The 23,275-nt window shown below is 73.0% G+C and carries 30 protein-coding genes and 1 tRNA gene; 10 read left to right on the forward strand and 21 right to left on the reverse strand.

The genetic code is table 11. The features are described from left to right. Positions 1–79: 79 nt before the first annotated feature. Positions 80–928: a formyltetrahydrofolate deformylase gene (gene purU, locus ACQPZP_RS35635; RefSeq protein WP_433474078.1), complete on the reverse strand. Its 849-nt coding sequence runs from the start codon at positions 926–928 to the stop codon at positions 80–82. A 125-nt stretch (positions 929–1,053) separates the two neighbouring features. On the opposite strand from purU, the gene ACQPZP_RS35640 reads away from it, so the two are divergent. The 5 genes from ACQPZP_RS35640 (at position 1,054) to ACQPZP_RS35660 (ending at position 5,508) form a co-directional block, all read left to right on the forward strand. Beyond that, positions 1,054–2,196 (forward strand): winged helix DNA-binding domain-containing protein, encoded by a 1,143-nt coding sequence (locus ACQPZP_RS35640; protein WP_433474079.1) that lies wholly within the window; start codon positions 1,054–1,056, stop codon positions 2,194–2,196. Positions 2,197–2,230: 34 nt separating this feature from the next. Further along, positions 2,231–3,157, forward strand: a complete 927-nt coding sequence (locus ACQPZP_RS35645; RefSeq protein ID WP_433474080.1) for an alpha/beta hydrolase family esterase — start codon at positions 2,231–2,233, stop codon at positions 3,155–3,157. A 42-nt stretch (positions 3,158–3,199) separates the two neighbouring features. Continuing rightward, the gene (locus ACQPZP_RS35650) at positions 3,200–4,384 is read left to right on the forward strand and encodes an amino acid deaminase/aldolase (protein ID WP_433474081.1); all 1,185 of its coding nucleotides are present in this window, start codon (positions 3,200–3,202) and stop codon (positions 4,382–4,384) included. A gap of 102 nt (positions 4,385–4,486) precedes the next feature. Then, a complete protein-coding gene (locus ACQPZP_RS35655) occupies positions 4,487–5,158 on the forward strand; it encodes an SIMPL domain-containing protein (RefSeq protein ID WP_433474082.1) in 672 nt (223 codons plus the stop codon). A 32-nt stretch (positions 5,159–5,190) separates the two neighbouring features. Continuing rightward, positions 5,191–5,508: a zf-HC2 domain-containing protein gene (locus tag ACQPZP_RS35660; protein WP_433474083.1), complete on the forward strand. Its 318-nt coding sequence runs from the start codon at positions 5,191–5,193 to the stop codon at positions 5,506–5,508. Here the strand turns inward: ACQPZP_RS35660 and ACQPZP_RS35665 are convergent. After that, on the reverse strand, positions 5,459–5,788 hold the full coding sequence (locus tag ACQPZP_RS35665; protein WP_433474084.1) for a DUF3618 domain-containing protein: 330 nt from the start codon (positions 5,786–5,788) through the stop codon (positions 5,459–5,461). The genes ACQPZP_RS35660 and ACQPZP_RS35665 overlap by 50 nt on opposite strands. Before the next feature lie 153 nt (positions 5,789–5,941). Between ACQPZP_RS35665 and bcp the strand changes: the two genes are divergently transcribed. Further along, complete coding sequence (bcp, locus tag ACQPZP_RS35670) at positions 5,942–6,409, forward strand: thioredoxin-dependent thiol peroxidase (RefSeq protein WP_433463801.1); 468 nt, start codon at positions 5,942–5,944, stop codon at positions 6,407–6,409. Positions 6,410–6,470: 61 nt separating this feature from the next. Here the strand turns inward: bcp and ACQPZP_RS35675 are convergent. Together ACQPZP_RS35675 and ACQPZP_RS35680 are read right to left on the reverse strand one after the other, a co-directional pair. After that, positions 6,471–6,555 (reverse strand) — tRNA-Leu (locus tag ACQPZP_RS35675). A 29-nt stretch (positions 6,556–6,584) separates the two neighbouring features. Beyond that, entirely contained in the window at positions 6,585–8,144 is a 1,560-nt protein-coding gene (locus tag ACQPZP_RS35680; protein WP_433474085.1) for an MFS transporter, read from the reverse strand. A 41-nt stretch (positions 8,145–8,185) separates the two neighbouring features. Here ACQPZP_RS35680 and ACQPZP_RS35685 point away from each other — a divergent pair, with 41 nt between their 5' ends. From ACQPZP_RS35685 to ACQPZP_RS35700, 4 genes are all read left to right on the forward strand, one after another. Beyond that, positions 8,186–8,821, forward strand: coding sequence for a TetR family transcriptional regulator (locus tag ACQPZP_RS35685; protein WP_433479729.1), 636 nt, complete (start codon positions 8,186–8,188; stop codon positions 8,819–8,821). Between the two features lie 160 nt (positions 8,822–8,981). Next, positions 8,982–9,968, forward strand: a complete 987-nt coding sequence (locus ACQPZP_RS35690; RefSeq protein WP_433474086.1) for an anti-sigma factor RsbA family regulatory protein — start codon at positions 8,982–8,984, stop codon at positions 9,966–9,968. 125 nt (positions 9,969–10,093) lie between these two features. After that, complete coding sequence (locus tag ACQPZP_RS35695; RefSeq protein WP_433474087.1) at positions 10,094–10,999, forward strand: MEDS domain-containing protein; 906 nt, start codon at positions 10,094–10,096, stop codon at positions 10,997–10,999. Next, positions 10,999–11,919 (forward strand): anti-sigma factor RsbA family regulatory protein, encoded by a 921-nt coding sequence (locus ACQPZP_RS35700; RefSeq protein WP_433474088.1) that lies wholly within the window; start codon positions 10,999–11,001, stop codon positions 11,917–11,919. Before ACQPZP_RS35695 ends, ACQPZP_RS35700 begins: the two co-directional genes overlap by 1 nt. Before the next feature lie 7 nt (positions 11,920–11,926). Here the strand turns inward: ACQPZP_RS35700 and ACQPZP_RS35705 are convergent, their stop codons facing one another. From ACQPZP_RS35705 to clpS, 17 genes are all read right to left on the reverse strand, one after another. Continuing rightward, positions 11,927–12,382, reverse strand: coding sequence for a hypothetical protein (locus tag ACQPZP_RS35705; protein WP_433474089.1), 456 nt, complete (start codon positions 12,380–12,382; stop codon positions 11,927–11,929). Then, the gene (locus ACQPZP_RS35710; RefSeq protein WP_433463808.1) at positions 12,379–12,891 is read right to left on the reverse strand and encodes a SigE family RNA polymerase sigma factor; all 513 of its coding nucleotides are present in this window, start codon (positions 12,889–12,891) and stop codon (positions 12,379–12,381) included. Before ACQPZP_RS35710 ends, ACQPZP_RS35705 begins: the two co-directional genes overlap by 4 nt. Before the next feature lie 16 nt (positions 12,892–12,907). Then, on the reverse strand, positions 12,908–13,354 hold the full coding sequence (locus ACQPZP_RS35715; RefSeq protein ID WP_433474090.1) for a hypothetical protein: 447 nt from the start codon (positions 13,352–13,354) through the stop codon (positions 12,908–12,910). Positions 13,355–13,445: 91 nt separating this feature from the next. Further along, a complete protein-coding gene (rdgB, locus tag ACQPZP_RS35720; RefSeq protein WP_433474091.1) occupies positions 13,446–14,060 on the reverse strand; it encodes an RdgB/HAM1 family non-canonical purine NTP pyrophosphatase in 615 nt (204 codons plus the stop codon). Then, a complete protein-coding gene (rph, locus tag ACQPZP_RS35725; RefSeq protein WP_433463811.1) occupies positions 14,057–14,776 on the reverse strand; it encodes a ribonuclease PH in 720 nt (239 codons plus the stop codon). Before rph ends, rdgB begins: the two co-directional genes overlap by 4 nt. Positions 14,777–14,796: 20 nt before the next feature. After that, complete coding sequence (locus ACQPZP_RS35730; protein ID WP_433474092.1) at positions 14,797–15,546, reverse strand: MBL fold metallo-hydrolase; 750 nt, start codon at positions 15,544–15,546, stop codon at positions 14,797–14,799. 31 nt (positions 15,547–15,577) lie between these two features. Then, positions 15,578–16,417 carry a glutamate racemase gene (murI, locus tag ACQPZP_RS35735; RefSeq protein WP_433463813.1) on the reverse strand — a complete coding sequence of 280 codons (840 nt, stop codon included), beginning with the start codon at positions 16,415–16,417 and terminating at the stop codon, positions 15,578–15,580. Positions 16,418–16,568: 151 nt separating this feature from the next. Then, the gene (locus ACQPZP_RS35740) at positions 16,569–17,375 is read right to left on the reverse strand and encodes a thioesterase family protein (RefSeq protein ID WP_433474093.1); all 807 of its coding nucleotides are present in this window, start codon (positions 17,373–17,375) and stop codon (positions 16,569–16,571) included. Between the two features lie 109 nt (positions 17,376–17,484). Beyond that, the gene (locus tag ACQPZP_RS35745; RefSeq protein WP_433463815.1) at positions 17,485–18,432 is read right to left on the reverse strand and encodes a PLP-dependent cysteine synthase family protein; all 948 of its coding nucleotides are present in this window, start codon (positions 18,430–18,432) and stop codon (positions 17,485–17,487) included. A 12-nt stretch (positions 18,433–18,444) separates the two neighbouring features. Then, entirely contained in the window at positions 18,445–18,717 is a 273-nt protein-coding gene (locus ACQPZP_RS35750; protein ID WP_433474094.1) for a MoaD/ThiS family protein, read from the reverse strand. A gap of 93 nt (positions 18,718–18,810) precedes the next feature. Beyond that, complete coding sequence (locus tag ACQPZP_RS35755; protein ID WP_433463817.1) at positions 18,811–18,933, reverse strand: hypothetical protein; 123 nt, start codon at positions 18,931–18,933, stop codon at positions 18,811–18,813. Positions 18,934–18,976: 43 nt separating this feature from the next. Continuing rightward, entirely contained in the window at positions 18,977–19,396 is a 420-nt protein-coding gene (locus ACQPZP_RS35760; RefSeq protein ID WP_433463818.1) for a Mov34/MPN/PAD-1 family protein, read from the reverse strand. A gap of 44 nt (positions 19,397–19,440) precedes the next feature. Further along, a complete protein-coding gene (locus ACQPZP_RS35765; protein ID WP_433474095.1) occupies positions 19,441–20,463 on the reverse strand; it encodes an anti-sigma factor RsbA family regulatory protein in 1,023 nt (340 codons plus the stop codon). Then, positions 20,460–21,308: an MEDS domain-containing protein gene (locus ACQPZP_RS35770; RefSeq protein ID WP_433474096.1), complete on the reverse strand. Its 849-nt coding sequence runs from the start codon at positions 21,306–21,308 to the stop codon at positions 20,460–20,462. The genes ACQPZP_RS35765 and ACQPZP_RS35770 overlap by 4 nt, the downstream gene beginning before the upstream one ends. 51 nt (positions 21,309–21,359) lie before the next feature. Further along, positions 21,360–22,286 (reverse strand): MEDS domain-containing protein, encoded by a 927-nt coding sequence (locus ACQPZP_RS35775; RefSeq protein WP_433474097.1) that lies wholly within the window; start codon positions 22,284–22,286, stop codon positions 21,360–21,362. 134 nt (positions 22,287–22,420) lie between these two features. Next, positions 22,421–22,960 carry a DUF2017 domain-containing protein gene (locus ACQPZP_RS35780; protein WP_433474098.1) on the reverse strand — a complete coding sequence of 180 codons (540 nt, stop codon included), beginning with the start codon at positions 22,958–22,960 and terminating at the stop codon, positions 22,421–22,423. A gap of 4 nt (positions 22,961–22,964) precedes the next feature. Then, entirely contained in the window at positions 22,965–23,261 is a 297-nt protein-coding gene (clpS, locus tag ACQPZP_RS35785; RefSeq protein ID WP_433470117.1) for an ATP-dependent Clp protease adapter ClpS, read from the reverse strand. Positions 23,262–23,275: the final 14 nt, after the last annotated feature.

Below are 23,275 nucleotides of genomic sequence, written 5' to 3' on the forward strand. Positions count from 1 at the left end.
CCCATGGTGCGTCAATGTCACGCGGAGTGAAACACGCCATGCCGACATCTCACGCGTTCGCCGGCCGGAGATCCGCAGGTCAGCGGAAGATGACCGTCCGATCACCGTTGAGCAGCACGCGGTGCTCGGCGTGCCAGCGGACGGCGCGGGCGAGGGCGAGGCACTCCACGTCGCGGCCCACCGCCACCAGTTCCTCCGGGCTGTGGGTGTGGTCGACGCGCGCGACCTCCTGCTCGATGATCGGCCCCTCGTCCAGGTCGGCGGTGACGTAGTGCGCGGTCGCGCCGATCAGCTTCACCCCGCGCGCGTGCGCCTGGTGGTAGGGACGGGCGCCCTTGAAGCTCGGCAGGAACGAGTGGTGGATGTTGATGATCGCGCCGGGCAGCTTGGCGCAGAAGTCGTCCGACAGGATCTGCATGTACCGGGCGAGGACCACCAGGTCGGCGCGGTAGTGCTCGACCAGCGTGAGGATCTCCGCCTCCTGCGCGGGCTTCCCGCCCGGCCCCGCCGGCAGATGGTGGTAGTCGATCCCGTACGACTGGGTGAGCGGCCGCAGGTCGGGATGGTTGGACGCGACGGCGACGATGTCGATGTCGAGCAGCCCGGACCGCGTCCGGTAGAGCAGGTCGTTCAGGCAGTGCCCGCCCTTCGACACCATGATCAGGACGCGCGGCCGCTCGGCCAGCGGGTGCAGCCGCCACTCCAGCCCGAGCTCCGGCACCAGGGCCCCGAACGCGCCGCGCAGCTCGTCCGGGTCGGTGTCGTTCAGCGCCGTGAACTGGACCCGCATGAAGAAGGTGCCGGACTCCGCGTCGCCGAACTGCTGGCTCTCCACGATGTTGCACCCGCGCTCGGCCAGCAGTCCCGACACGGCGGCGACGATGCCGGGACGGTCGGGACAGGACAGGGTCAGCACGTATTCGTTCACGGATCTCACTCTTGTGTCGGCACGAGAATCGGCAGCTCAGGATGTTCACCCGAGCTTACGCGCCGGCACCCCCGCACCGCCGCCACCCCGGCCGACCGGGCCGCGATTCCACCAGAATGAGGCGCATGAGCGAGCGACTCTCCCGGCGCGCCCTGAACCGCGCCACGCTGGACCGGCAGCTCCTTCTCGCCCGGGCCGCGATGTCCGTGGTCGAGGCCGTCGAGCGGCTGGCCGGGCTCCAGGCGCAGACCCCGCACTCCTGGTACGCGGGGCTCGGCGTCCGGCTCGACCACGTCACGCCCGAGGACGTCGCGGACCTGCTGACCGGCCGGCGGATCGTCCGGCTCGCGCTGATGCGGTCGACGATCCACCTGGTCAGCGCGCGGGACGCGCTGTGGCTGCGACCGCTGATCCAGCCCGTCCTCGACCGGGACCTGTTCCGGAATTACACGCACGGCAAGCCCGTCCAGGGCCTGGACATGGACGAGCTGGTCGCCGCCGCCCGGCCGTTCCTGGAGGAGAAGCCGCTGACCGGACGGCAGCTCGGCGCGCTGCTCGCCGAGCATGGGCGGGAGGCGGGCTGGGGCGACCGCGCCGAGGCGTCACTCGCCTACGCGGCACGCTGCCGGATGGCGCTCGTGCAGGTGCCGCCGCGCGGCACCTGGGGCAAGAGCGGCCCGATCGCGCACACGACCGCCGAGGCGTGGCTGGGCGAGCCGCTCGCGGAGGACGCGACGCTGGACGAGATGATCCTGCGCTATCTGGCGGCGTTCGGCCCGGCCTCCGTGATGGACGCGCAGGCATGGTCCGGTCTGACAAGGCTGAAGACCGTGATGGACGGGCTACGCCCCCGCCTGGTCACGTTCGAGGACGAGAACGGGCGCGAACTCTTCGACCTTCCGGACGCGCCGCGTCCGTCCCCGGACACCCCGGCGCCCCCGCGCCTCCTGTACGACTTCGACAACCTGCTGCTCTCGCACGCCGACCGCAGCCGGTTCGTCACGGAGCAGTACCGCGCGCAGAACTATCCCGCCAGAAGGCCCGCGCCCAGCATCGTCCTCCTCGACGGCGTCACCGCGGGGGAATGGACGCTGGAGACCGGGCGGAACGAGGCCGTCCTGACGATCAGGACATATGAGAAGGTCTCTGCGGACGACGCGGACGACGCGGAGGCGCTGGAGGCCGAGGCGCACCGGCTGATCGGATTCGCCGCCGCGGGCACCGAGACCCGGACGGTCCGTGTGACCACCTTGTCTACTGACGAGTAGTTTACGGGCTTCCGTTGGGGTTACCTTTGCCCCCATGCGGCGAATCGCGCTCGTGTTACTGGCGGTCTCCCTGGCACTCGCGGGCTGCACGGAGAAGCCCGGCGAGAAGGGCAAGGAGGGCGGGCGCCCGGAGAAGGTGGACGGCATCCCCACTTCGCAGGGCACCCACAAGCAGAAGCTCGACGTGGGGACGATCGGGCACCGCGAGTACCTGCTGCACGTCCCGGCCAAGATGGCGGACGGCAAGTGGGAGGACGGCAAGCCCGCCGATCCGCCCGCGCTCGTCATCGCCTTGCACGGCGGCCTGGCCAACATGAGCCAGATGGAGAAGCTGACCGGGTTCGACAAGCTGTCGGACGAGCACGGCTTTCTCGTCGCCTACCCCGACGGCTTCATGACCACCTGGAACGCCGGCGACTGCTGCGGCGCCGCGAAGATCGGCCACATCGACGACGTCGGGTTCCTCGGCAAGCTGATCGACAAGGTCACCGGCGCCGGGCTGGCGGACCCGAAGCGGGTCTACGTCACCGGGTTCTCCAACGGCGCCGGGATGGCCTACCGGATGGCCTGCGAGAAGCCGGGCGAGATCGCGGCCATCGGGGTCGTCGAGGGCGCGCTCGTGACGAAGTGCGATCCCGGCCGGCCGGTCTCGGCGATGATCTTCCACGGGACGGCGGACCGGAACGTCCCCTACGACGGCGGCGGGAATCGCGACTTCAACGACGGCCGTCCGTTCCCGCCGGTGTCCGAGGCGGTCGACTTCTGGCGCAGGGTCGCCGGGCTGCCCGAGCCGCACGAGCGGGTGAAGGCGCTGAGCGACGGCACGAGCTGTGAGAGCACGGGCAAGAGCGGGCGCGGCGTCGCGGTGACCTTCTGCAAGATCGATGGCGGGACGCACCGCTGGCCGGACGAGGCCGGCGCGATGCTCTGGAACTTCTTCGCGGCACATCCTCGTACATGAGGAGTTTTCATATTTGCCCGGTAGTGTGGCAGTGTGACGAGCATGAACCTCCGGGACCGCTATGACGCCGCGACGGCCGGAATCGAGGCACCGTTCGCCGTCGTCGACCTCGCGGCCTTCCGCGCCAACGCCGCCGGCCTCGTGCGCCGCGCCGCGGGCAAACCGATCCGGGTCGCGAGCAAGTCGGTGCGCTGCCGGGCGCTCCTGGAGGACGTCCTCGCGATGGACGGCTTCGCCGGGATCATGGCGTTCACCCTGCCCGAGGCGCTCTGGCTGGCCGGAGAGGGCGTCAGCGACGACATCCTCGTCGCCTACCCGACCGCCGACCGGACGGCGATCGCCGCGCTGGCCGACGACCCCCGGGCGGCCCGCGCCATCACGCTGATGGTCGACTCCCCCGAGCACCTCGACCTGATCGAGGCCGCCGCCGGCGACCGGACGATCAGGGTCTGCATCGACATCGACGCCTCGTACCGTCCGCTCGGCGGGCGGATCCGGATCGGCGCGCTGCGCTCCCCGCTGCGCACCGCCGCCGACGTCCGCGCGCTCGCCGAGCGGATCCTCAAGCGGCCGTCGCTCGACCTCGTCGGGCTGATGGCCTACGAGTCGCAGATCGCCGGCGTCGGGGACGTCCCGCCCGGCCGCCCCGCGCGGGGCCGCGTCATCCGCGCCATGCAGCGACAGTCCCGGGCGGAACTGGCCCGGCGCCGGGCGGCGATCGTCCGGGCCGTGCGGGAGCTGACCGACCTGGAGTTCGTCAACGGCGGCGGCACCGGCAGCGTCGAGAAGACCGCCGCCGAACGCGCCGTCACCGAGGTCGCCGCGGGCTCCGGCCTCTACCAGCCGCACCTGTTCGACCAGTACTCCAACTTCACCGGGCGGCCCGCCGCGCTGTTCGCGCTGCCCGTCGTCCGCCGCCCGGCCCCCGGCGTCGCGACCTGCCTCGGCGGCGGCTACCTGGCGTCCGGCCCGGCCGACGCCGTCCGCCTCCCGCAGCCCTACCTGCCGACCGGGCTGGCCTACGACGGCAACGAGGGCGCGGGCGAGGTGCAGACGCCGCTGCTCGGCCGCGCCGCCGACCTGCTGTCCGTCGGCGACCGCGTCTGGTTCCGCCACACCAAGGCCGGCGAACTCTGCGAACGCTTCGCCGCTCTCCACCTCATCGAGGACGACCGCCACATCCGCACCGTCCCCACCTACCGCGGCGAGGGCCACACGTACCTGTGAAGGGGGCGCCCCCTTCAACTCCCGGGCGACCTCCGGGCGCAGAGCGCCCTCCGGCCTCCCGACCCGTGGTCAGGCTTCAGGCGGGGGCATAGGTTGAGGAGCATGAGCGACGCTCCTTTGATCAGTGTGCGCGGTGAGGCGGTGCTGGAGGCCGAGCCGGAGATCGCGCGGCTGTCGGTGCACGTGCAGTCGCAGGAGTCCGACCGGCGCACCGCCCTCGACCGGCTCACCGAGCGGAACCAGCGCTGCCTCGACCTGGTCAAGTCCTATGGCGAGGCCGTCGAGAAGCTGGAGACGGGCGGGCTGTCGATCACGCCCCTGCTGAAGTACCGGCGGCGCGAGGGCGACATCCGCGCCTACCGCGGCACCGTCTGGATCAAGATCTCGGTCAGCGACTTCGGGGTGCTCGGCGAGCTGGTGGCGCGGCTCGGCGACCTGGAGCGCACCGCCGTCACCGGGCCGGACTGGGAGCTGCGGCGCGACAGCGAGGTGTACGGGCGGGCCGCGCGGCAGGCGGCGCACGAGGCCGTCGCGCGCGCCCGCAGCTACGCCGAGGCGCTCGGCGCACGGCTCACCGGCCTGGTCGAGCTGTCGGACGAGGGGCTCGGCCGCGACGTGGACGCGGGCGGGCCCGTCGCGCTCGCCGCCTACGGGCGCGGGATGGGCGGCGCCGCCGCCGAGGAGCCCGAGCCGATCGACCTGGAGCCCGAGACGCAGATCGTCCGCGCCACCGTCGAGGCGCGGTTCACCGCGACGCCCCCCGACCTCGGCTGAACGGCCGCGGGCCCGGCCCCGTACTCCATGGTGTGGGAGGAACGGACTGCTGGACCTACCGCGCCGGTCTCGGCGTCTACGCGATCGGGCGGCTCGCCGGTGCCGAGGCGGACGAGCTGTCGGCGCATCTGCGCGGCTGCCCGCCGTGCCGCGCCGAGCTCGCCGAGCTCCGCGACGTCGCCGAACTCCTCGCGTACTCCGCCCGGCTGTGGGGCGGCGCCGTCCAGGCGCGCAAGGACACGGTCCCCGGACGCAAAGACGCCGGCCGCGGAACGCGGACCGGCGCCTTCCGGAGGGGGGTCAGCGGCGCTTGCGCCTACGGCGCCAGAGGACCAGGGCGGTCACGGTGACGGCCGCCCCGACGCCCGCGAGCAGCAGCCGCCTGTCGAGCTGACCGCCCTCGCGCTCCTCGTCGTCCACGTCGCCCTTCGCCTCGTCGGACGGGCGGACCAGTGCGCCGAGGGCCTTGGCGACGTGGTCCGCCTCCTCCTTCAGCCGCTCGGCGCCCCGCTGCGCGATGTGCTTCGGGTTGGCCCGGTCGGCGAGCTCGTCGATGGTGCGGGCCAGCTCCTGGCGGGTGCGCTCTATCTCCCGTTCCAGCGCCTGCGGGTCGCGGCTCCTGTCAGCCATGCCGTTTCCTTATCCTGTCGGGCGAACTCGCGTGGGGCGAAACCATGACGAGCCAAGCATGATCCGAACAGTGTCGCAGGTCTTCCCGGCGGACGCCCGTCACACCCCAGCCGGTACCGTTGGACCCACCATCCGAGCGAAAGGCGGGACAGGGTGTCCGAGCGGCTGCAGCCGGGCGACGTCGCCCCCGGTTTCGAACTTCCCGACGCCGACGAGGCTCCGGTGTCGCTGGCCTCGCTGCGCGGCAAGCGCGTGATCCTCTACTTCTACCCGGCGGCGATGACGCCCGGGTGCACCAAGGAGTCGGTCGACTTCGAGAGCAGCCTGCCCGAGCTGGAGGCCGCCGGCGTCACCGTCGTCGGCGTCTCCCCCGACAAGCCGGCGAAGCTCGCCAAGTTCCGGGAGAAGGAGGGGCTCACCTTCCCGCTCCTGTCCGACCCGGACGCCGAGGTCCTGCAGGCCTACGGCGCCTACGGGGAGAAGAAGCTGTACGGCAAGGTCGTGGTCGGCGTCATCAGGTCGACCTTCCTCATCGGCGCCGACGGCAAGATCGAGAAGGCGTACTACAACGTGAAGGCCACCGGCCACGTCGAGCGCCTTCGCCGCGAGCTCGGACTCTAGAGCCCGGTGTGGGGGCCGCCCCCACACGACGCCGATCCGGCCCGCGCGCTGCGCGGGCCGGTGCGGGCGGGGGGATTCGAACCCCCACGGTGTCGCCACCAACAGGACCTAAACCTGCCGCGTATACCTGATTTCGCCACGCCCGCCGGTGCCGCCGTCAGGAGGCGCGTTCAGCTTAGCGGCTGTCACCGGTGGGCGTCGGGGCCGTTTTCCCGCCCTGGAGCACGGCGTCCCGTCCGGCGGGCTCGGCGGCCGAGCGGCGGGGCGCACGGTACAGCGCCGCGACGACGACGGCGGTGACGGCCAGCGCGACCGACGCGGTGAGGAACGCGGACTGGACGCCGTCGCTGAACGCCGCCCGCGCCTGGTCCGCGGCCTGCGGGCCGAGCCGCATCGCCACCGCCAGGGACGTCTTCGCCTGCTCGGCGGCCGGGCCCGGCAGGTTCCCGACATCGAGGTTCGACCGGTAGGCGGACTGCAGGATGCTGCCGAGGACGGCGATGCCGAGCGCGCCGCCGAGCTCCCGGGCCAGGTCGTTCATCGCCGAGCCCACGCCCTGCTTCTCGGGCGGCAGCGCGTCGGTGATCGAGGCGGTGGACGGGGTCATGGCGAGGCCCATCCCCGCGCCGAACGGGATCAGGCCCGCGAGCAGCAGCCAGTAGGTGCTCTGCTCGTCCAGCAGGGAGAAGATCACCATCGCGACGGCGACCAGGAGGAGGCCGGCCGTGATGACCCGGCGCGGGCCCAGCTTCGCGGCCAGCCGCGGCGCGACACCGCGGGCGAACGGCATCATCGTGAGCGCCATGGGCACCAGGCTGAGCGCCCCGACCAGCGCGCTGTGCTCCTTCACCAGCTGCAGGTACTGCAGGACGATGAAGACGAAGCCGAAGAAGCCGAAGAACTGCAGGGTGATGGTGAGGGCGCCCGCGGAGAACGCCCGGATGCGGAACAGCCGCGGGTCGAGCAGCGGGTTCGGCCGCTTCAGCTCCCAGAGGACGAAGCCCGCGAGGATGACGAGGGCGGCGGCAAGGCCCAGCAGCGTCCGGGCGCTGCCCCACCCCTCGGTCGGCGCCTCGATGATCGAGTAGACGCCGGCGCCCAGCCCGGCGACGGTGATCACGGCGCCGGCCAGGTCGAGCCGCGGCGCGTCCGGGTCGGCGGACTCCGGGACGACCGCGAGCGTCGCGACCAGCGCGATCACCGCGAGGACGACGTTCATCCAGAACACCGACCGCCACGACCACGCCTCCAGCAGGGTGCCCGACACCAGCAGCCCGAAGATGGCGCTGGCGCCGGCGACACCGGCCCAGGCGCCGACCGCGCGGGTGCGCTGCGCCGCCGGGAACGTGGAGGTGATCGTCGACAGCGTCGCCGGCATCACCAGTGCGGCGCCGACGCCGAGGACGGCGCGCATCGCGATCAGCCAGCCCGGGTCGCTGGCCAGCGCGGCGGCCGCCGAACCCGCCCCGAAGACGACCAGCCCCGCGGCGAGCGCGCGGCGCCGCCCGTAGCGGTCGCCGATGGCGCCGCCGAGCAGCAGCAGGGCCGCGAAGGCGAGCGCGTACGCGTCGATGATCCACGCGAGCTCGGTCAGGCCGGCGTGGGTGTCGCGGGCGATCGACGGCACCGCGGTGTTGAGGGACGCCACGGCCGACACGACCGTGGCGAGGGACAGCATCACGGCCGGCAGCACCGCGCGATGGACGGTGCCCGGCCCCTCATCGGTGGTCTTCATGCCTCGAATCTGGCCCTTGCCCGAGCTATATTTCAACCGTGATGAATAAATCCGGGGCGTCGCGCGGGCGCAGGCGCGGCAGCCCCGACACCCGCGAGGCGATCCTCACCGTGGCCCGCCGCCGCTTCCTCGCCGATGGCTACGCGCCCGTCACGATGCGGGCCATCGCCGCCGAGGCCGGCGTGGACGCCGCGCTGATCAGCTATTTCTTCGGGTCGAAGAAGGGGCTGTTCGGCGCGGTGCTGGGGCTCGTCGCCAACCCGCCCGAGGTGCTCGCGAGCGCGCTGCCCGGCGACCCCGCCACGCTGCCCGAACGGGTCCTGCACGCGCTGCTGACCGCCTGGGACGATCCCGAGCGGGGCGGGCCGCTGATCTTCATGGTGCGCACCGCGCTGCAGGACCCGGAGCTGACCAGGCTGGTGCGGGAGATCCTGGAACGCGAGATGATCGACCGCATCGCCGAGTACCTGGGCGGCCACGACGCCCGGGCGCGGGCCGGCGCGTTCGGCACGCAGCTCGCCGGGCTGATCTTCGCCCGCTACCTCTTCGCCGTGGAACCCGTCGCGTCCATGGCGCCCGATGAATTAATCCACCGGCTCGCCCCCGGGGGCCGCGCCGTCCTGTACCGGTCGCCGCACCGTCCCCGAATCCGTGATCAGAAGGCCGGTCCGGGTTAGGGACGTGCCGCCCGCGAGGTTCCGGACGGGACGCCGCACATGCCGCCGCAATATTTGAAAAGAGGGTCTCGGCAGGCCGGGGGCGGGCGTCCTAGGCTGGTCGCGTCCGTCCGCCCCGCGCAGTCGGTGACACCATGACCACACAACCGGCGGGAACGCCGTGAGCGACGATCTGACGCATCGCCTGCTGCCCTACGCCGGGGTGGAGGAGTTCCTCGGCGGCGCCGTGCCGTTCCTGCGCGCCGGCGTCGAGGCCGGCGACCGCGTCCTCGCGGTGTGCGGGCAGGGACGGGAGCTGCTGCTGCGCGACGCCCTCGGCCCCGCCGCGGCGGACGTCGAGTTCACCGAGGCGGCGGGCTGGTACGCGCACCCCTCCCGCACGCTGGCGGACTGCCTGGGCGACGCCTGCGCGGCCGCCCGGCAGGGCACGCGGCTGCGCCTCCTCGGCGAACCCGTGTGGGCGGCGCGGCCGCCGCTGGAGGTCGTCGAATGGCAGCGGGCCGAGGCCGTCCTCAACATCGCGTTCCGCGGCACCGGCGCCGCGATCATGTGCCCCTACGCGGCCGCGCTCCCCGCCTCCGTCGTCGCGGCCGGACGCAAGACGCACCCGGAGACCGTGCGCGGCGCCCGCACCCTGCCCAACCCCGGCTTCGTGAACCCGTGGACGTACTGCGCCCAGTGCGACGAGGAGCCGCTGCCCCCGCCGCCCGAGGACGCCGAGACGCTGACGATCGAACGGCCCGACCTGTACTGGCTCCGGGCGTGGGTCGCCGAGTGCGCACGGAGCACCCCGCTTCCCGAGGAGGACCGCCAGCGGCTCCTGGTCGCGGTCACCGAGGTCGTCACGAACGCGCTCCGGCACGGCGAGCCGCCCATCGTCCTGCGCATGTGGACGGACGCGTCGCAGGACGCCGCGCTGGTCTGCGAGGTCACCGACACGGGACGGTGGGCGCCGGACACCGGGTACGGCCTCGTCCCGCCGCAACCGGACGGCGGCGCACCCGGCGACGGCACGGCGGCCGGCGGCCGGTTCGGGCTGTGGGCCGTGCGGCTGCTGTGCTCCATCGTCCAGATCCGGACGGGCGATGCCGGCACCGCCGTCCGGCTGCGGCTGGCCCTTCCCGCCGACGTCACCACACCGAGATAGGCACAGCGTCAAGATGAGCACAGCGTCGACATGAACACAGCGTGAGGCACTCCATGCGTTGGGCTTCCAAATATTCCGAACGGGCGTACGCTGAACAGGTCCGACTCACATCCGATGGGCAGGCCATGGAGACACCCTGGTTCGCCAAGCGCCCCGTCAGCGCCGTCCGGCCCGGAGATCACGGCTGGCTGGCCTACAGCGGTCCAGAGGAGCGCGACCGGGTCATCGGGCCCTTCGTCCGGGAGGGCCTGGAGACGGAAGAGAAGGTCGTGTACGTCACCGACTCCCCGCCCGAGCGGCTGCCCGGGCTCGGGCCGGCGCACCGGATCGACGTGCACGCCCACATCACGGCGGGCCGGCTGCGGGTCATCTCCCGGCGGGACGCCTGCCTCGACCGGAGCGGCGCGTTCCAGCCGGCCATGATGGTCGACACCCTCGGCCACGAGGTCGGCACGGCGTTCGACCAGGGCTTCCGGGCGGTCCGCCTCACCACCGACTACAGCTGGCTGCTGAACGAGGCGGGAGGGTCCGACCTCGGCCGGATGCTGGGCTGCGAGCACCAGGTCGGCGACGCCGTCTCGCCGAGCACGATGGCGATGGCGATCTGCCAGATCGACCGGCGCGCGTGCCCGCCCGACCAGCTCAACGCCCTCCGCGACACACACGAGGTCCTCGTGGAAGTGAACCCCGAATTCGATGACGGGATCCTGAAGATAGTGCGCACATTCGAACCCGACGGGCTGCGCGTCGAGGGAGAGCTGGACGCGGCGCGGCACACGGTGTTCGCCGAGCAGCTGGGGCAGCTACGGCCGGGCGGCGGCAGCGTCCACCTCGACCTCTCCCGGCTCGGCTTCATCGACCTCGGCGGGCTGCACCTGCTGGCCAAGCACGCCACCCGGCTGCCCGCCGAAGCGTCGCTGGTCCTCGACCACCTCTCACCGGACGTGGAGAGCGTCATCGAGATGGTCGGCTGGCACCGTCTTCCCGGCCTCGCCCGCGGGCGGGGGCTTCCTCTGGAGGGCATCGCCTGATGAGTCTGGAACACAGGGCCTTCCTGTACGGCGGCATCGACGACTTCCTGTCGGTCAGCGTCCCCTACGTGCGATCCGGTATGGAGCGCGACCGCGTCGTGGTCGTCGTCGTCCGCGAGCCCAACCTGACCGCCCTGCGGGAGACGTTCGCACCGTACGGCGAGGACATCAGCTACTTCGACTCCGCCGACTTCTACCGGCACCCCGTCCGCACCCTGCGGGACTACCAGAACCTCGTGAAGCAGAACGCCCCGCGCACCGTCTGCGCGCTCGCCGAGCCGGTCTGGGACGGATGGGACGAGCGGCAGACGCTCGAATGGATCCGCTACGAGTCCCTCATCAACGTGGTGTTCGCCGACTCGGGTGCGACGGCGCTGTGCCCGTACGACACCGAGATGCTGCCGCCCCGCATCCTCAACGAGGCGCGCCGCACCCATCCGCTCCTGCAGGCCCAGGGCGAGCGCGGCGCGAACACCGAGTACGTCGACCCGGTGGCGTTCGGGTCCCGCTGCGACCGCGGCGGGCGCCTCGACCGTCCGGCCGACGCCGAGTACCTCCCCATCGACGGCGCCGACCTGCACGCGCTGCGGTCGTTCGTCGGCGATCGCGCCCACAAGCACGGCCTCGCCAAGCAGCAGGCCCAGAACCTCGTCACCGCCGCGAACGAGGTCGCCGCGAACGCGCTCCAGCACGGCACGCCCCCGATCGGCCTCTGGATGTGGCAGGACGGCCCCGAGCTGATCTGCGAGATCGGCGACAACGGCTTCTGGCGTCCCGGCCCCGACCCGCTGACCGGGTTCATCCCGCCCGATTCGGCCCTGCAGCGCGGCTTCGGCCTGTGGACCGTCCGCCTCCTGGTCGACCTGATGGAACTCCGCGCAGGCTGGGACGGCACCTTCGTCCGGCTGCACTGCCGGTAGCCCGGGTTCATCCGGCCGGAGTGGCGGGAGGAGCGCCGGGGCCGGAGGGCCGGCCTTCGGGGTTCGCTGTCGGGCTCGCCGCCGGCGGAACGACGCTGGAGGTCCCCGTGGGGGTCGGCGTCGCCGCCTCCGGCGTCGTGCTCGGGCTGGGCCTTACGGTCCCGGGCCTGGCCGACGGTGTCGGGGAGGGTGAGGACGCCGGCGAGGCCGGGGGTGCCAGCGGGCGGGGCGGGGCCGGATGCCGGGCGCCCGGCCAGAACAGCACGGCGACCGCGACCAGCACGGCGGCGGTGACCGCGGCGGCCAGGGCGGGGAAGGTCCAGCGCCGCAGGGCGATGAACCGGGCGGGCGCGGCGGCCCGTCCCGCGTCCTGGAACCGGCGGACCGTGCCGGGGTCCGCGTGGATCCCGTCGGCGGCCGCGCTGTAGTGGTCGCGCAGCAGGGCGTCGAGGTCGTCGTTCACGCCCGGCCCTCCCTCATGTGGCCGCGCAGCGCCGCCATGGCCCGCGCGGTGTGGCTCTTCACCGTCCCCCGGGAGATCCCGAGCGTCTCGGCGATCTCCTGCTCGCTCAGGTCGCACCAGTACCGCAGCACGATCACCGCCCGCTGCTTGGCCGGCAGGGCGCGCAGCACCTCGTCGAGGTCGCCCCCGGCGGCCCCCGGCGCCGGGGGCCCGCCGGCGAGACGCTCGACGTCGGCGGCCGACCCGACCGGCGTGGCGTGCCGGCGGGCCCGCCGCTTGTTCTCGTCGATCGCGAGGTTGACCAGCACCCTGCGCGCGTACGCCTCGGGATTGCCGTCCGCGAGGCGCCGCCACCGCCGGGCGACCCGCTCGTAGGCGACCTGGAGCAGGTCCTCGGCGAGGTGCCGGTCATAGACCAGGAACACGGCGGTGCGCAGCAGCCGGCTCGCGGTGGCGGCCACGAAGTCGTCGAACGTGATCTCCGGCCCGCGGACCTCCTGGGCGCTCAACGTGGACAGATCGCACCTACCCGCCGTGGGACGGCTTGGACGGCACCGGCCGCGCCGCCGGGTCGTGGCGGGGCGGCCTCGTGGACGGGACGGGCGTCGGCCGCACGGAGCTCGGCGACGGCCTGACGGTCGCGGGCGGCTCGGACGGCCTGGCGGTCGCGGTCGGCTCCGGCGCGGGCGGCGTCACGACCGGTGGCGTCCCGCAGGCGGCGGGGACCGGCTCCGGAGACCGGCTCGCCGTGGGCGTCGGAGCGGGGCTCGCCGTGGGCGTCGGCTCGGCGCAGGGCGGCGGGGGCACCGGCGACGGTGTCGCCGTCCGCGTCTCGTGCGCCGCGACGGGCGCCGCTTCCTGGGACGAGCCCGAGCCGGCGGCCAGCCAGACGCCCGCGGCGACGAGGCCCGTCCCGCCCAGTCCGGCCAGTGCGAGCAGCGGCCCGCGGCGGATGCGACCCTTGTCGATCATGTTGCTCCTCGGGGGAAGACTTCCTTACACCCCCGATAACCCCCGCCCGGCCCCGTCCGGTTGTCACGCCGCCGCGATTTCCTCGCGGACGTCAGGCGAGGCCGGCCGCCGACAGCGCGTCGGGGACGATGCCCGCCAGGGCGCGGAAGGCGCGGCCGCGGTGGCTGATGGCGTCCTTCTCCTCCGCCGTCATCTCGGCGGTGGTGCGGGTCTCGCCGTCCGGGACGAAGACCGGGTCGTAGCCGAAGCCGCCGGTGCCGCGGGGCTCGCGGATGATCGTGCCGTGCACCCGGCCCTCGACGCAGTGCTCGACGCCGCCCGGGACGACGAGGGCGGCCGCGCACACGAACGAGCCGCCGCGCCGGCCGTCGGCGACGTCGGCGATCTGGTCGAGCACCAGCCGCAGGTTCGCGGCGTCGCGGTCGCCGCCGCCGAACCGCCCCGACCAGCGGGCGGACAGGACTCCGGGCATGCCGTTCAGCGCGTCCACGCACAGGCCGGAGTCGTCGGCGACGGCGGGCAGGCCGGTGAACGCGGAGATCGCGCGGGCCTTCAGCAGCGCGTTGCCCTCGAAGGTGAGCTCGGTCTCCGGCACGTCGGGCGCGCCCGGGAACTCGTCGAGCCCGGCGATGCCGAGCCCGCCGAGGATCCGGCGCAGCTCACGGACCTTGCCCTCATTGTGGGTCGCGAGCACGATCCGGGTCATCGGCCGAGCGCCTCGTTCTGCAGCCGGGTCAGCTCGGCGCAGCCGCCCGCCGCGAGGTCGAGCAGCGCGTCCAGCTCGGCCCGGTCGAACGGGGCGCGCTCGGCGGTTCCCTGCACCTCGGCGAACCGGCCGTCGCCGGTGCACACCACGTTCATGTCGGTGTTGGCGGCGCCGTCCTCCTCGTAGCACAGGTCGAGGCGGGGCTCGCCGGCCACGACCCCGACGCTGACCGCGGCGACCGAGGTCACGAGCGGGTCGCCCCTCAGCAGCCTGCGCCCCCGCATCCAGCTCACCGCGTCGGCGAGCGCGACGTACGCGCCGGTGATCGCGGCGGTGCGGGTGCCGCCGTCGGCCTGCAGGACGTCGCAGTCGAGCTGGACGGTGTTCTCGCCGAGCGCCTTGAAGTCGACGCACGCCCGGATGGACCGGCCGATCAGCCGGGAGATCTCGTGGGTGCGCCCGCCGATCCGCCCCCTGACCGACTCGCGGTCGTTGCGGGTGTTGGTCGCGCGGGGCAGCATCGCGTACTCGGCGGTGACCCAGCCGAGGCCGCTGTCGCGCCGCCAGCGGGGCACCGAGTCCTGGACGGACGCGGCGCACAGCACCCGGGTCGCGCCGAACTCGACGAGCACCGACCCCTCCGCGTGGTCGAGCCACCCCCGCTGGATGCGGACGGGACGGAGCTGGTCGGGTGCACGATCGTCAGGGCGAGCCATGCGCCCAACCCTAGCGGGACTCAGAGGGTGTACTGGGCGCCCACACGGGCCAGGTCGATGGGGCCGTCGTAGCCCGCGGCCTTGGCCTCCTTGAGGGAGAGGTCCGGGTCGTTCCACGGCACCAGATGGGTGAGGACGAGCCGTCCCACATCGGCGCGGGCGGCGTGCTCGGCGGCCTCGCGGGCGGTCAGGTGCAGTTCGGACGGCAGCCCGGGCCCGTCCAGGAAGGACGCCTCGCAGAGGAACAGGTCGGCTCCGGACGCCAGCTCGACCAGGTCCTCGGACGCGCCGGTGTCGCCCGAGTAGGCGAGGGCCCGGCCCTCGTGCTCGATGCGGAACGCGTACGCCTCGACCGGGTGCGGCATCAGCGCGGTCGTCACCCGGAACGGCCCGATCTCGTAGGGGCCCCGGCGGAGCGTGTGGAAGTCGAACGTCCCGGACATGCCCGGATGGGGTTCGAGGTCGTACGCGCGCGCCATCCGGACGGCCGTGCCGGCCGGGCCGTGCACCGGGATCCGCGGCACCGGGCCGCTCGGCCGGTAGGTGCGCGCCACCCAGTACCCGCACAGGTCCAGGCAGTGATCGGCGTGCAGGTGCGAGATGCATACGGCGTCGATCTCGTACAGCGAGCGGAACCGCTGCAGCGACCCGAGCGCCCCGTTGCCGAGGTCGAGCACCAGCGCGTAGCCGTCCGCCTCGATCAGGTAGCTGGACGCGGGGCTGTCCGGTCCGGGGAAACTGCCGGAGCAGCCGATCACAGTGACCCGCACGCTCACTCCTCCTCTTAGACTCCCCGAGGAATCAGGTGGTCAGAGCCTTGCCCAACACGTTCTCCACCGAACCGATCTCCGGACCGAGGAACCGGCGGCCGAGCTCGGCGAACACGGCGGGGTCCCCGGTGGCGCGGAACCGGTGCCGCGGCCGGGGCTTCGCCTCGGCGCGGGCCAGCCCCCGATCGTGCAGCACTCGGTACACGTCCTTGGCGGTCTCGTCGGCGCTTGAGACCAGTGTGACCCCGTCTCCCACCACATACGAGATGACGCCTGTCAAAAGGGGATAGTGCGTGCAGCCGAGGATGAGGGTGTCGCATCCCGCGTCCACGATCGGACGCAGATACCCGCGGGCGGCCTCCAGCAGTTCGGCGCCCATCGTGACGCCCGCCTCGACGAACTCGACGAAGCGCGGGCAGGCGGCGCTGACCAGCTCGATGTGCGGCGCGGCGGCGAACGCGTCGTCGTAGGCGCGGCTGTTCACGGTGGCCTGGGTGGCGATCAGGCCGACCCGCCCGTTGGACGTGGCGCGGGCCGCGCGCCGGGTCGCCGGGTTGATGACCTCCACCACCGGGACGTCATAGCGCTCGCGGGCGTCGCGCAGCATCGCCGAGCTGGCGCTGTTGCAGGCGATCACCAGCATCTTCACGCCCTGGTCGACGAGCTCGTCCAGCATCTCCAGGGCGTAGGCGCGGACCTCCGCGATGGGACGCGGCCCGTACGGCTGGCGGGCGGAGTCCCCCAGGTAGACGATCGGCTCGTTCGGCAGCTGGTCGAGGATGGCGCGGGCCACCGTGAGGCCCCCGAATCCACTGTCGAAGATCCCGATGGGCGCGTCTGGGAGGCCGTCCCCCCGGGATGGATCTGACATGGTGCACAAGGCTAGGCGACAGGGCCCCGCCCAGGTGCGTCATGCGTTGGACATCACATCGTCACATGCCGGAAAACCGTCCAGCTCACCCCCGGTACGCGCGATCCGGTCGTTTCACGCGCCGAAACGCCGGTGGATCTCGTCACGCGGCTCAGGAGCGGGCGCGGGGGACGCGGGCGATCTGACGGCTCTGCGCGACGAGGCGGCCCGCGGTGTCCCAGACCTCGACCCCCTCGTCGAACCAGCCGTCGGACAGGAGCCGTCCGGTGCCGTGGACGGCGAGCCAGCCGGGGGCCGGGACCGCCCGCATGTGCCAGGTCAGCTCGACGGTCGGGGCCCAGCCCTGCGCGCCGAGGTTCAGCGCGACGGGGGGCAGCGCGTCCACGGCGAGGGCGAGGGAGCAGCCGTCGGGCTCGTGGCCGCAGCGGTGCCGGAACCAGGCGCGGATCTCTGGACGCCCGCTCGGCTGCCCGTCGAGCCAGCCCATCGTGGTCCGGTCGAAGCGCATGTCGACCCGGTCGGCGAAGCCTCGGCCGCCGGTCGGCGGCTGGAAGTCGGTGCACTCCTCCAGCGGCGGCATCGCGGCGGGCGGCCCGGCGGCGTAGCCGGGCTCGGCGGCGGGGTCGAGGGTGCCGGTCGTGATCAGTGCGTCCACGACGGGACGGTCGTTCTGGAGGAGGGTGACCAACGACGAGGCGGCCGTGCGTCCCTCCTTGCGCGACTCGACGAGCAGCCGGGCCGGGCCCGCCTTGGCGACGCGGTGGAAGTTCGCCGCGGTGGAGACGGGGTGCTCGTGCGGCGAGGCGTCCACGGCGGCGCGGGCGAGCACGGCCATCAGGTAGCCGCCGTTGAGCGCCTCGCCGATGCCGTAGCCACCGTCCAGGACGGCCTCGTAGCGCCCCTCGCCGACCCGCTCGACGGCCGTCGCCTCGCCGAACCCGCTCATCTCTCCTCCCACCGGCACGATTCTAGAATCACGTTCGAGAACGAACTCTACCGTGCCGGACCGCCCCCCGAACATGCCAGGGCAGGCGTACGGGAGGCGGGTCGAGTGCGGCGGCGGCCGGTCAGGCCCAGAGCTGGCCTTCGAGGCGGGCCTCGGCCTCTTCGAGGGTGCCCCCGTACGCGCCGGTGGACAGGTACTTCCAGCCGCCGTCGGCGACGACGAACGCGATGTCGGCGCGTTCGCCGGCCTTGACCGCCTTGTTCGCCATGCCGATCGCCGCGTGCAGCGCACCGCCCGTCGAGATGCCCGCGAAGATGCCCTCCTGCTCCAGCAGCTCGCGGGTGCGGCGCAGCGCGTCCCGGGAGCCGACCGAGAACCTGGTGGTCAGCACCGAGTCGTCGTACAGCTCGGGGATGAAACCCTCGTCGATGTTGCGCAGCCCGTACACCAGCTCCCCGTACCGGGGCTCCGCCGCGACGATCCGGATGCCGGGCACCCGCTCGCGCAGGAACCGGCCGACTCCCATCAGCGTGCCCGTCGTGCCGAGCCCGGCGACGAAGTGCGTCACCGACGGCAGGTCCGCGAGGATCTCCGGGCCGGTCGTCTCGTAGTGCGCGAGCGCGTTGGCCTCGTTGCCGTACTGGTAGAGCATCACCCAGTCGGGGTTCTCCTCCGCCAGCCCCTTCGCCACCCGGACGGCCTCGTTCGAGCCGCCCGCCGCCGGGGAGAAGATGATCCGCGCGCCCCACATCTCCAGCAGCTGGCGGCGCTCGGCGGAGGTGTTCTCGGGCATCACGCAGACGATCTCGTAGCCGCGCAGCTTGGCGACCATGGCCAGCGAGATGCCGGTGTTGCCGGACGTCGGCTCCAGGATGGTGCAGCCGGGGGTCAGCAGCCCCTCCTTCTCCGCCTTCTCGACCATGTAGAAGGCGGGCCGGTCCTTCACCGAGCCGGTGGGGTTGCGGTCCTCCAGCTTCGCCCAGAGCCGCACGTCCTCGCTGGGCGACAGCCGCGGCAGCCCGACCAGCGGGGTGCGGCCGAGCGAGTCCAGCAGTGAGTCGAAACGCATGTCCGGCCCGGCTCAGCCGCCGGCTACGGCCGGGAGGATGGTGACGTTGTCGCCGTCGGCGACCTGCGTCTCCAGTCCGCCGAGGAAGCGCACGTCCTCGTCGTTCAGGTAGACGTTGACGAACTTGCGCAGACCCTTGTCGTCCACCAGCCGGTCGCGCAGGCCGGCGTGCCGGGAGTCCAGGTCGGCGAACAGCTCGTCGAGCGTGCCGCCTTTGCCCTCGACGGCCTTCGCGCCATCGGTGAGGTTGCGCAGGATCGTCGGGATCCGGACCTCGATCGCCATCGCGGTGATCTCCTTCTACGTCGTACGGGGCTCCCCGCCCTCTCGCGTCACAACCGGGCGGGCAGCGGGTTGATTCCAGGCGTGATCAGCGCGTCAGCGACAGTCGTAGACGACCTCGGCGCGAGAGTGCCCGAACAGGAAGCTCTGTACGGGTGGCACGGCGGCGGACCCGGCGCGGCGCCGCACGCCGCCCGTCCCATGCCCGCTCGTCCACATGCCGGCCAGTTTACCGGCCGCGCCGGCGCCGCTCCCCGCCGCCTCAGCCCTCGTAGGAGTCCACAAGGGCGACCTCTTCCTCGGTCACTTCTCCGTCCACGATCCGGAACGACCGGAACTCGGTCGCGTCGTCCTCGCGGGTCGAGACGAGCACGTAGTGCGCGTTCGGCTCGGACGCGTAGGAGATGTCGGTGCGGGACGGGTACGCCTCGGTCGCGGTGTGCGAGTGGTAGATCACCACCGGCTCCTCGTCCCGGTCGTCCATCTCCCGCCACACCTTCAGCTGCTCCTGCGAGTCGAACCGGTAGAAGGTCGGGGAGCGCTCGGCGTTGACCATGGCGACGTACCGGACGGGACGGTCCGAGCCGGCGGGGCCGGCGATGACGCCGCAGGCCTCGTCGGGGTGGTCCGCGCGCGCGTGCGCGATGATCTGGTCGACCAGGGCCCGTTCGATCGTCAGCATGCCCGAAGGGTATCCGCCGCGCGGCGCCGGGAACGCACCCGGTCTCAGCCGGTCTTGACGCGCATCCTGATCCGTGTGCCGCGCACGCCCGACCGGATCTCCACGATGTGGCACAGCCGCCGGACCGCCCACATCGCGACGTCGCCGTCCTGCATCTCCGGTGGCAGGTGCCCGGGGTACCGCCCGGTCAGGGCGCGCCCCGGGTGGGTGACGTCGCAGATCAGGTCGCCGTCCTCCGCCCACACCCAGAGCGAGCCGCGGCCGCCGCGGCCCCGGACGATGCCGGTCGCGACCTCGTTCACCGCCAGGACGAACTGGAGCGTCCGGTCGCCGGGCAGGCCGTGCCGGGCGGCCTCGGCGGTCAGGAGGTCCCGCAGCGCCGGCAGCCCGCCGGCCGCGAACTCCGCCCGGCGGGCGTCCGCCGGCGGCGGGGCCAGCGGGGCCGCGTCGCAGTCGGCGTAGAACTCGGCGGGATCGGTGAACCGCTCGCTCACGGTCGCCCCGCCCGGCCCGGCCAGCTCGGGATGGGTGCGCGCCGCGCCGTCGAGGACGTGCCGCGGCAGCGCCGACGCGTCGTACGCGCACACGATCATGGTCGGGGTGCCGGCGAACACCACGTTCAGCAGGCACTCGTGGCGCATCCACTCCCGCGTCTCCAGAGGCGTCCGGCCGTCCCAGACGGGCTCGGCGAGCAGCCGCAGCCTCCCGTTCGGCCACCAGTCGTCACGCGCGCGGTCATGGCTGGACGCGAGCGTCCGCATCGGGCCGCCGAACCACGCCGCCGCGTCGACGAACTCGACTCCGGCGACGCGCCGCCCCGCCCCACGGATCGGCCCGAGCCGCTCGCGGAGCTCGGCGGACACCGGCGGCTTCACGATGACGACGACGACATCGCCCGCATGGAGCCCGGCCCGTAAGAACGGCACGGCGGTCCGCAGGAACTCCTGCCGGGAGCGGTAGAGCAGCGCCCGGTGGACGAGCACGTCCCGGCCGGCCTCCGGGCCGGTTCCCGGCAGCGCCCGGTCACCCGTGAGGGGAAGGCCCGTGCCTCCCGACGGCGCGTTCACCGCGCGGCCTCCGCGACGATGCCGGGCACGGTGTTCCAGCCCGCGGCCCGCATCATCAGCTCCATGCAGTCCGGCATGGACCGCAGGATCACCTGCCTGCCGATGACACTGCTCGTCTCGTTGGCGTCGATCAGGGCGCGCAGGCCCGCCAGATCGCAGAAGTCGAGCCGGGACAGGTCGAGGCAGATGTGCCCGGCGCGGGGGTCGACCTCGCGCAGCGCCGCGACCAGCGCGGGGAGGGTCGACTCGTCGATCGCCCCGGACAACCGCAGGCCGGGCGGCGCGAACAGCGGCACGATCGTCAGCACTCCGTCGTCGAACACGGCGTCGGCCCGGGCCTGCCCGCCATGACGCGCCTCGATCTCGCACAGGTGGCCGCCGGCGAACCAGCGCCGGTCGAACTGGCACAGCGCCATCGCGCGGCCGCCGGGCCCGACCGCGCGGTGGACGGCGTCCTCGAACGCCGCGAAGCGCTCGGTCCCCGGCCAGCCGCGCAGGAACGGAGACGCCTCGGCGGTCACGCGGACCCCCGGGCAGCCCCGGTCCAGCGCCGATTCGATCACGCCGCCGAGATCGGTCTCGGCCGTGGCCCGGACGACCAGGCGGCCGTCGTCGAGCGCCGCCCCGAACGGGTCGCGCAGCCGCGCGGCGGCGGCCTCGGCCGGCTCGTCGTCGACCAGGTAGACCAGGGCGTCGCCGGCCCGCAGCCCGGCGCCGAGGAACGCCGCTAGGACGGCGCGGCGCTCCGCGTCGTTGACGTAGGCGAGGCACAGGTGGTCACCGAACCGCATGCCCCCGACCGCGCTGGCCGGGTCGCCGCCCTCGCGGACCTGACCGGAACCCACATGACCTCCTCGGTCGACGGTGCCGGGACGTCGGCTCGCCTGGCGCCCGGGTCAGCCGGAGCTGCGTTCGATGGCGACGCCGGGCGCGTCGTCCAGGCCGTCGGCGTGGAGCCGGGCGTGCAGGGCGTCGGGCACGGATCGCAGCAGCAGCCCCCTGCCGCCCGGCCCGCCGGCTCCGTCGGCGCCGGTCAGCAGCCGCAGGCCGGCGGGGTCGCAGGCGGTCAGGCCGCCCAGGTCGAGGCAGAGCAGGCCGGTGCGCGTCGTGATCGACTCCAGGACGGCCGCGACGGCGGGGCGGGTCGCGGCGTCCACGACACCGGCCAGCGCGACGCCCGGCGGGCTGAAGATCGGGGTGATCCGCAGTGAGCCGTCGTCGTAGTAGTCGTCGGCGCGCACGCGGCCCATGTGGCTGGCCTCGACCTCGGCGAGCCGGACCTCGTCGAACCAGCGCCGGTCGAACTGGCAGATCGCCATGGCCTGCAGATCGGTGGTCATGAAGATCTCGTCCAGCATCCGCTCGAAGTCGCCGAACTGCTCGGTGCCCGGCCAGCGGCGCAGCGAGAACCTCGCCTCGCCCGCGATCCGCACCCCGGTGTAGCCCTGGACGAGCGCGAGGTCGATCTCCGTCGCCATCAGCTGGAGGCTCGCGCCGGGGTCGAACCTGCCGCTCGCCAGGAACGTCTCCTCGGCCGTGCGGACGACGAAGTGGCCGGCCTCCATCGCCTCCGCGAGATCGACCGGGGCACCGTCCGCGGCCGGCCCGGCGATCTCCGCGCGCGCGGCGAGCAGCCAGTCGAGGACCTCGGGCGCCGAGACGCCGTCCGAGATATAGATGACCTTGTGCCCCGCGGCGACGCCGTCGCGGGCGTAGCCGGCCATGATCGACCGGCGTTCCTCCTCGTTGTCGAAGACGAGGGCCAGATGGTCCCCGAGCTCCATCGCGCCGACCGGCTTGACGCGGGTCCTCGCTGCGGGCATGGACGCCTCCGAGTGGTCGGTGGCCCGCCGCTGCGGGCCGTCACTCCCCCCGGACGCAACGCTAACAACGCTCCGCACCGGCGTCCCGACGATCGGTGATGCCCGCTCTGGCCGGGTGCGGACGCCGGGACGGCCTACCAGAGGACGCGGACGAGGCTCTCCTGGAGCATGGTCAGCCAGTCGTAGGCCGCGAACATGGGCGCGCGGGGGTCGCGCGGATCCATGCCCTCCGCCTCCTCGTACCAGTCCTCGGTGATGTCCAGCCGGGTGCCGAGCGCCAGCCGGACGTCGTTCAGCGCCCGCAGCCACTCCTGCGCCTGCTTCTCGTCCAGGAAGGTCTCGGTCCGCTTCTGGCCGTGCGGGTCGCCGAGTCCGCCGAGGACCGTCCCGGCGGCCTCGCGCTTGCCGTCGCGCAGGCCCATCTCGGTATAGCGGCGGAACTCCCCGGCGGCCTCGCCGTCGTCGCGGTACGCGTCCGGGAACAGCCGGGCCAGGACCGGGTCGTCCGGCGTCGTGGCGTTCTCGGCGATGCCCAGGGAGGCGAGCTCGTCGTCCGCGCCGGGCGCGTCACCGAGGAGCGTGAGCATCTGCTCCATCAGGGCGCGCAGGAGCGCGGCCTCCTCGGGCTCAAGCCGCACCCTGATGCCCTCACGGGTCTTCTTCACATGGCTCATCGGCTCAGTCGTCCCGCTTCACCGTGGCCCACAGGCCGTAGGAATGCAGGATCTCCACGTCGCGCTCCATCTCCTCGCGGGTGCCGTTGGCCACCACCGCGCGGCCCTTGTGGTGCACGTCGAGCATCAGCTTCTCGGCCTTGGTCTTGGGATAACTGAAGACCGCCTGGAACACGTACGTGACGTACGACATCAGGTTGATCGGGTCGTTCCAGACGATGGCCAGCCAGGGCCGGTCGGCGCTCACGTCCTCCGCTACGTCCGGACGCTCCAGCTCGACCGGTGCGGGCGCCGTGCTCATGGCGCTCATTGGCC

Origin of the sequence: Spirillospora sp. CA-142024, assembly GCF_050942325.1 — a bacterium.
Taxonomy (GTDB): domain Bacteria; phylum Actinomycetota; class Actinomycetes; order Streptosporangiales; family Streptosporangiaceae; genus Spirillospora.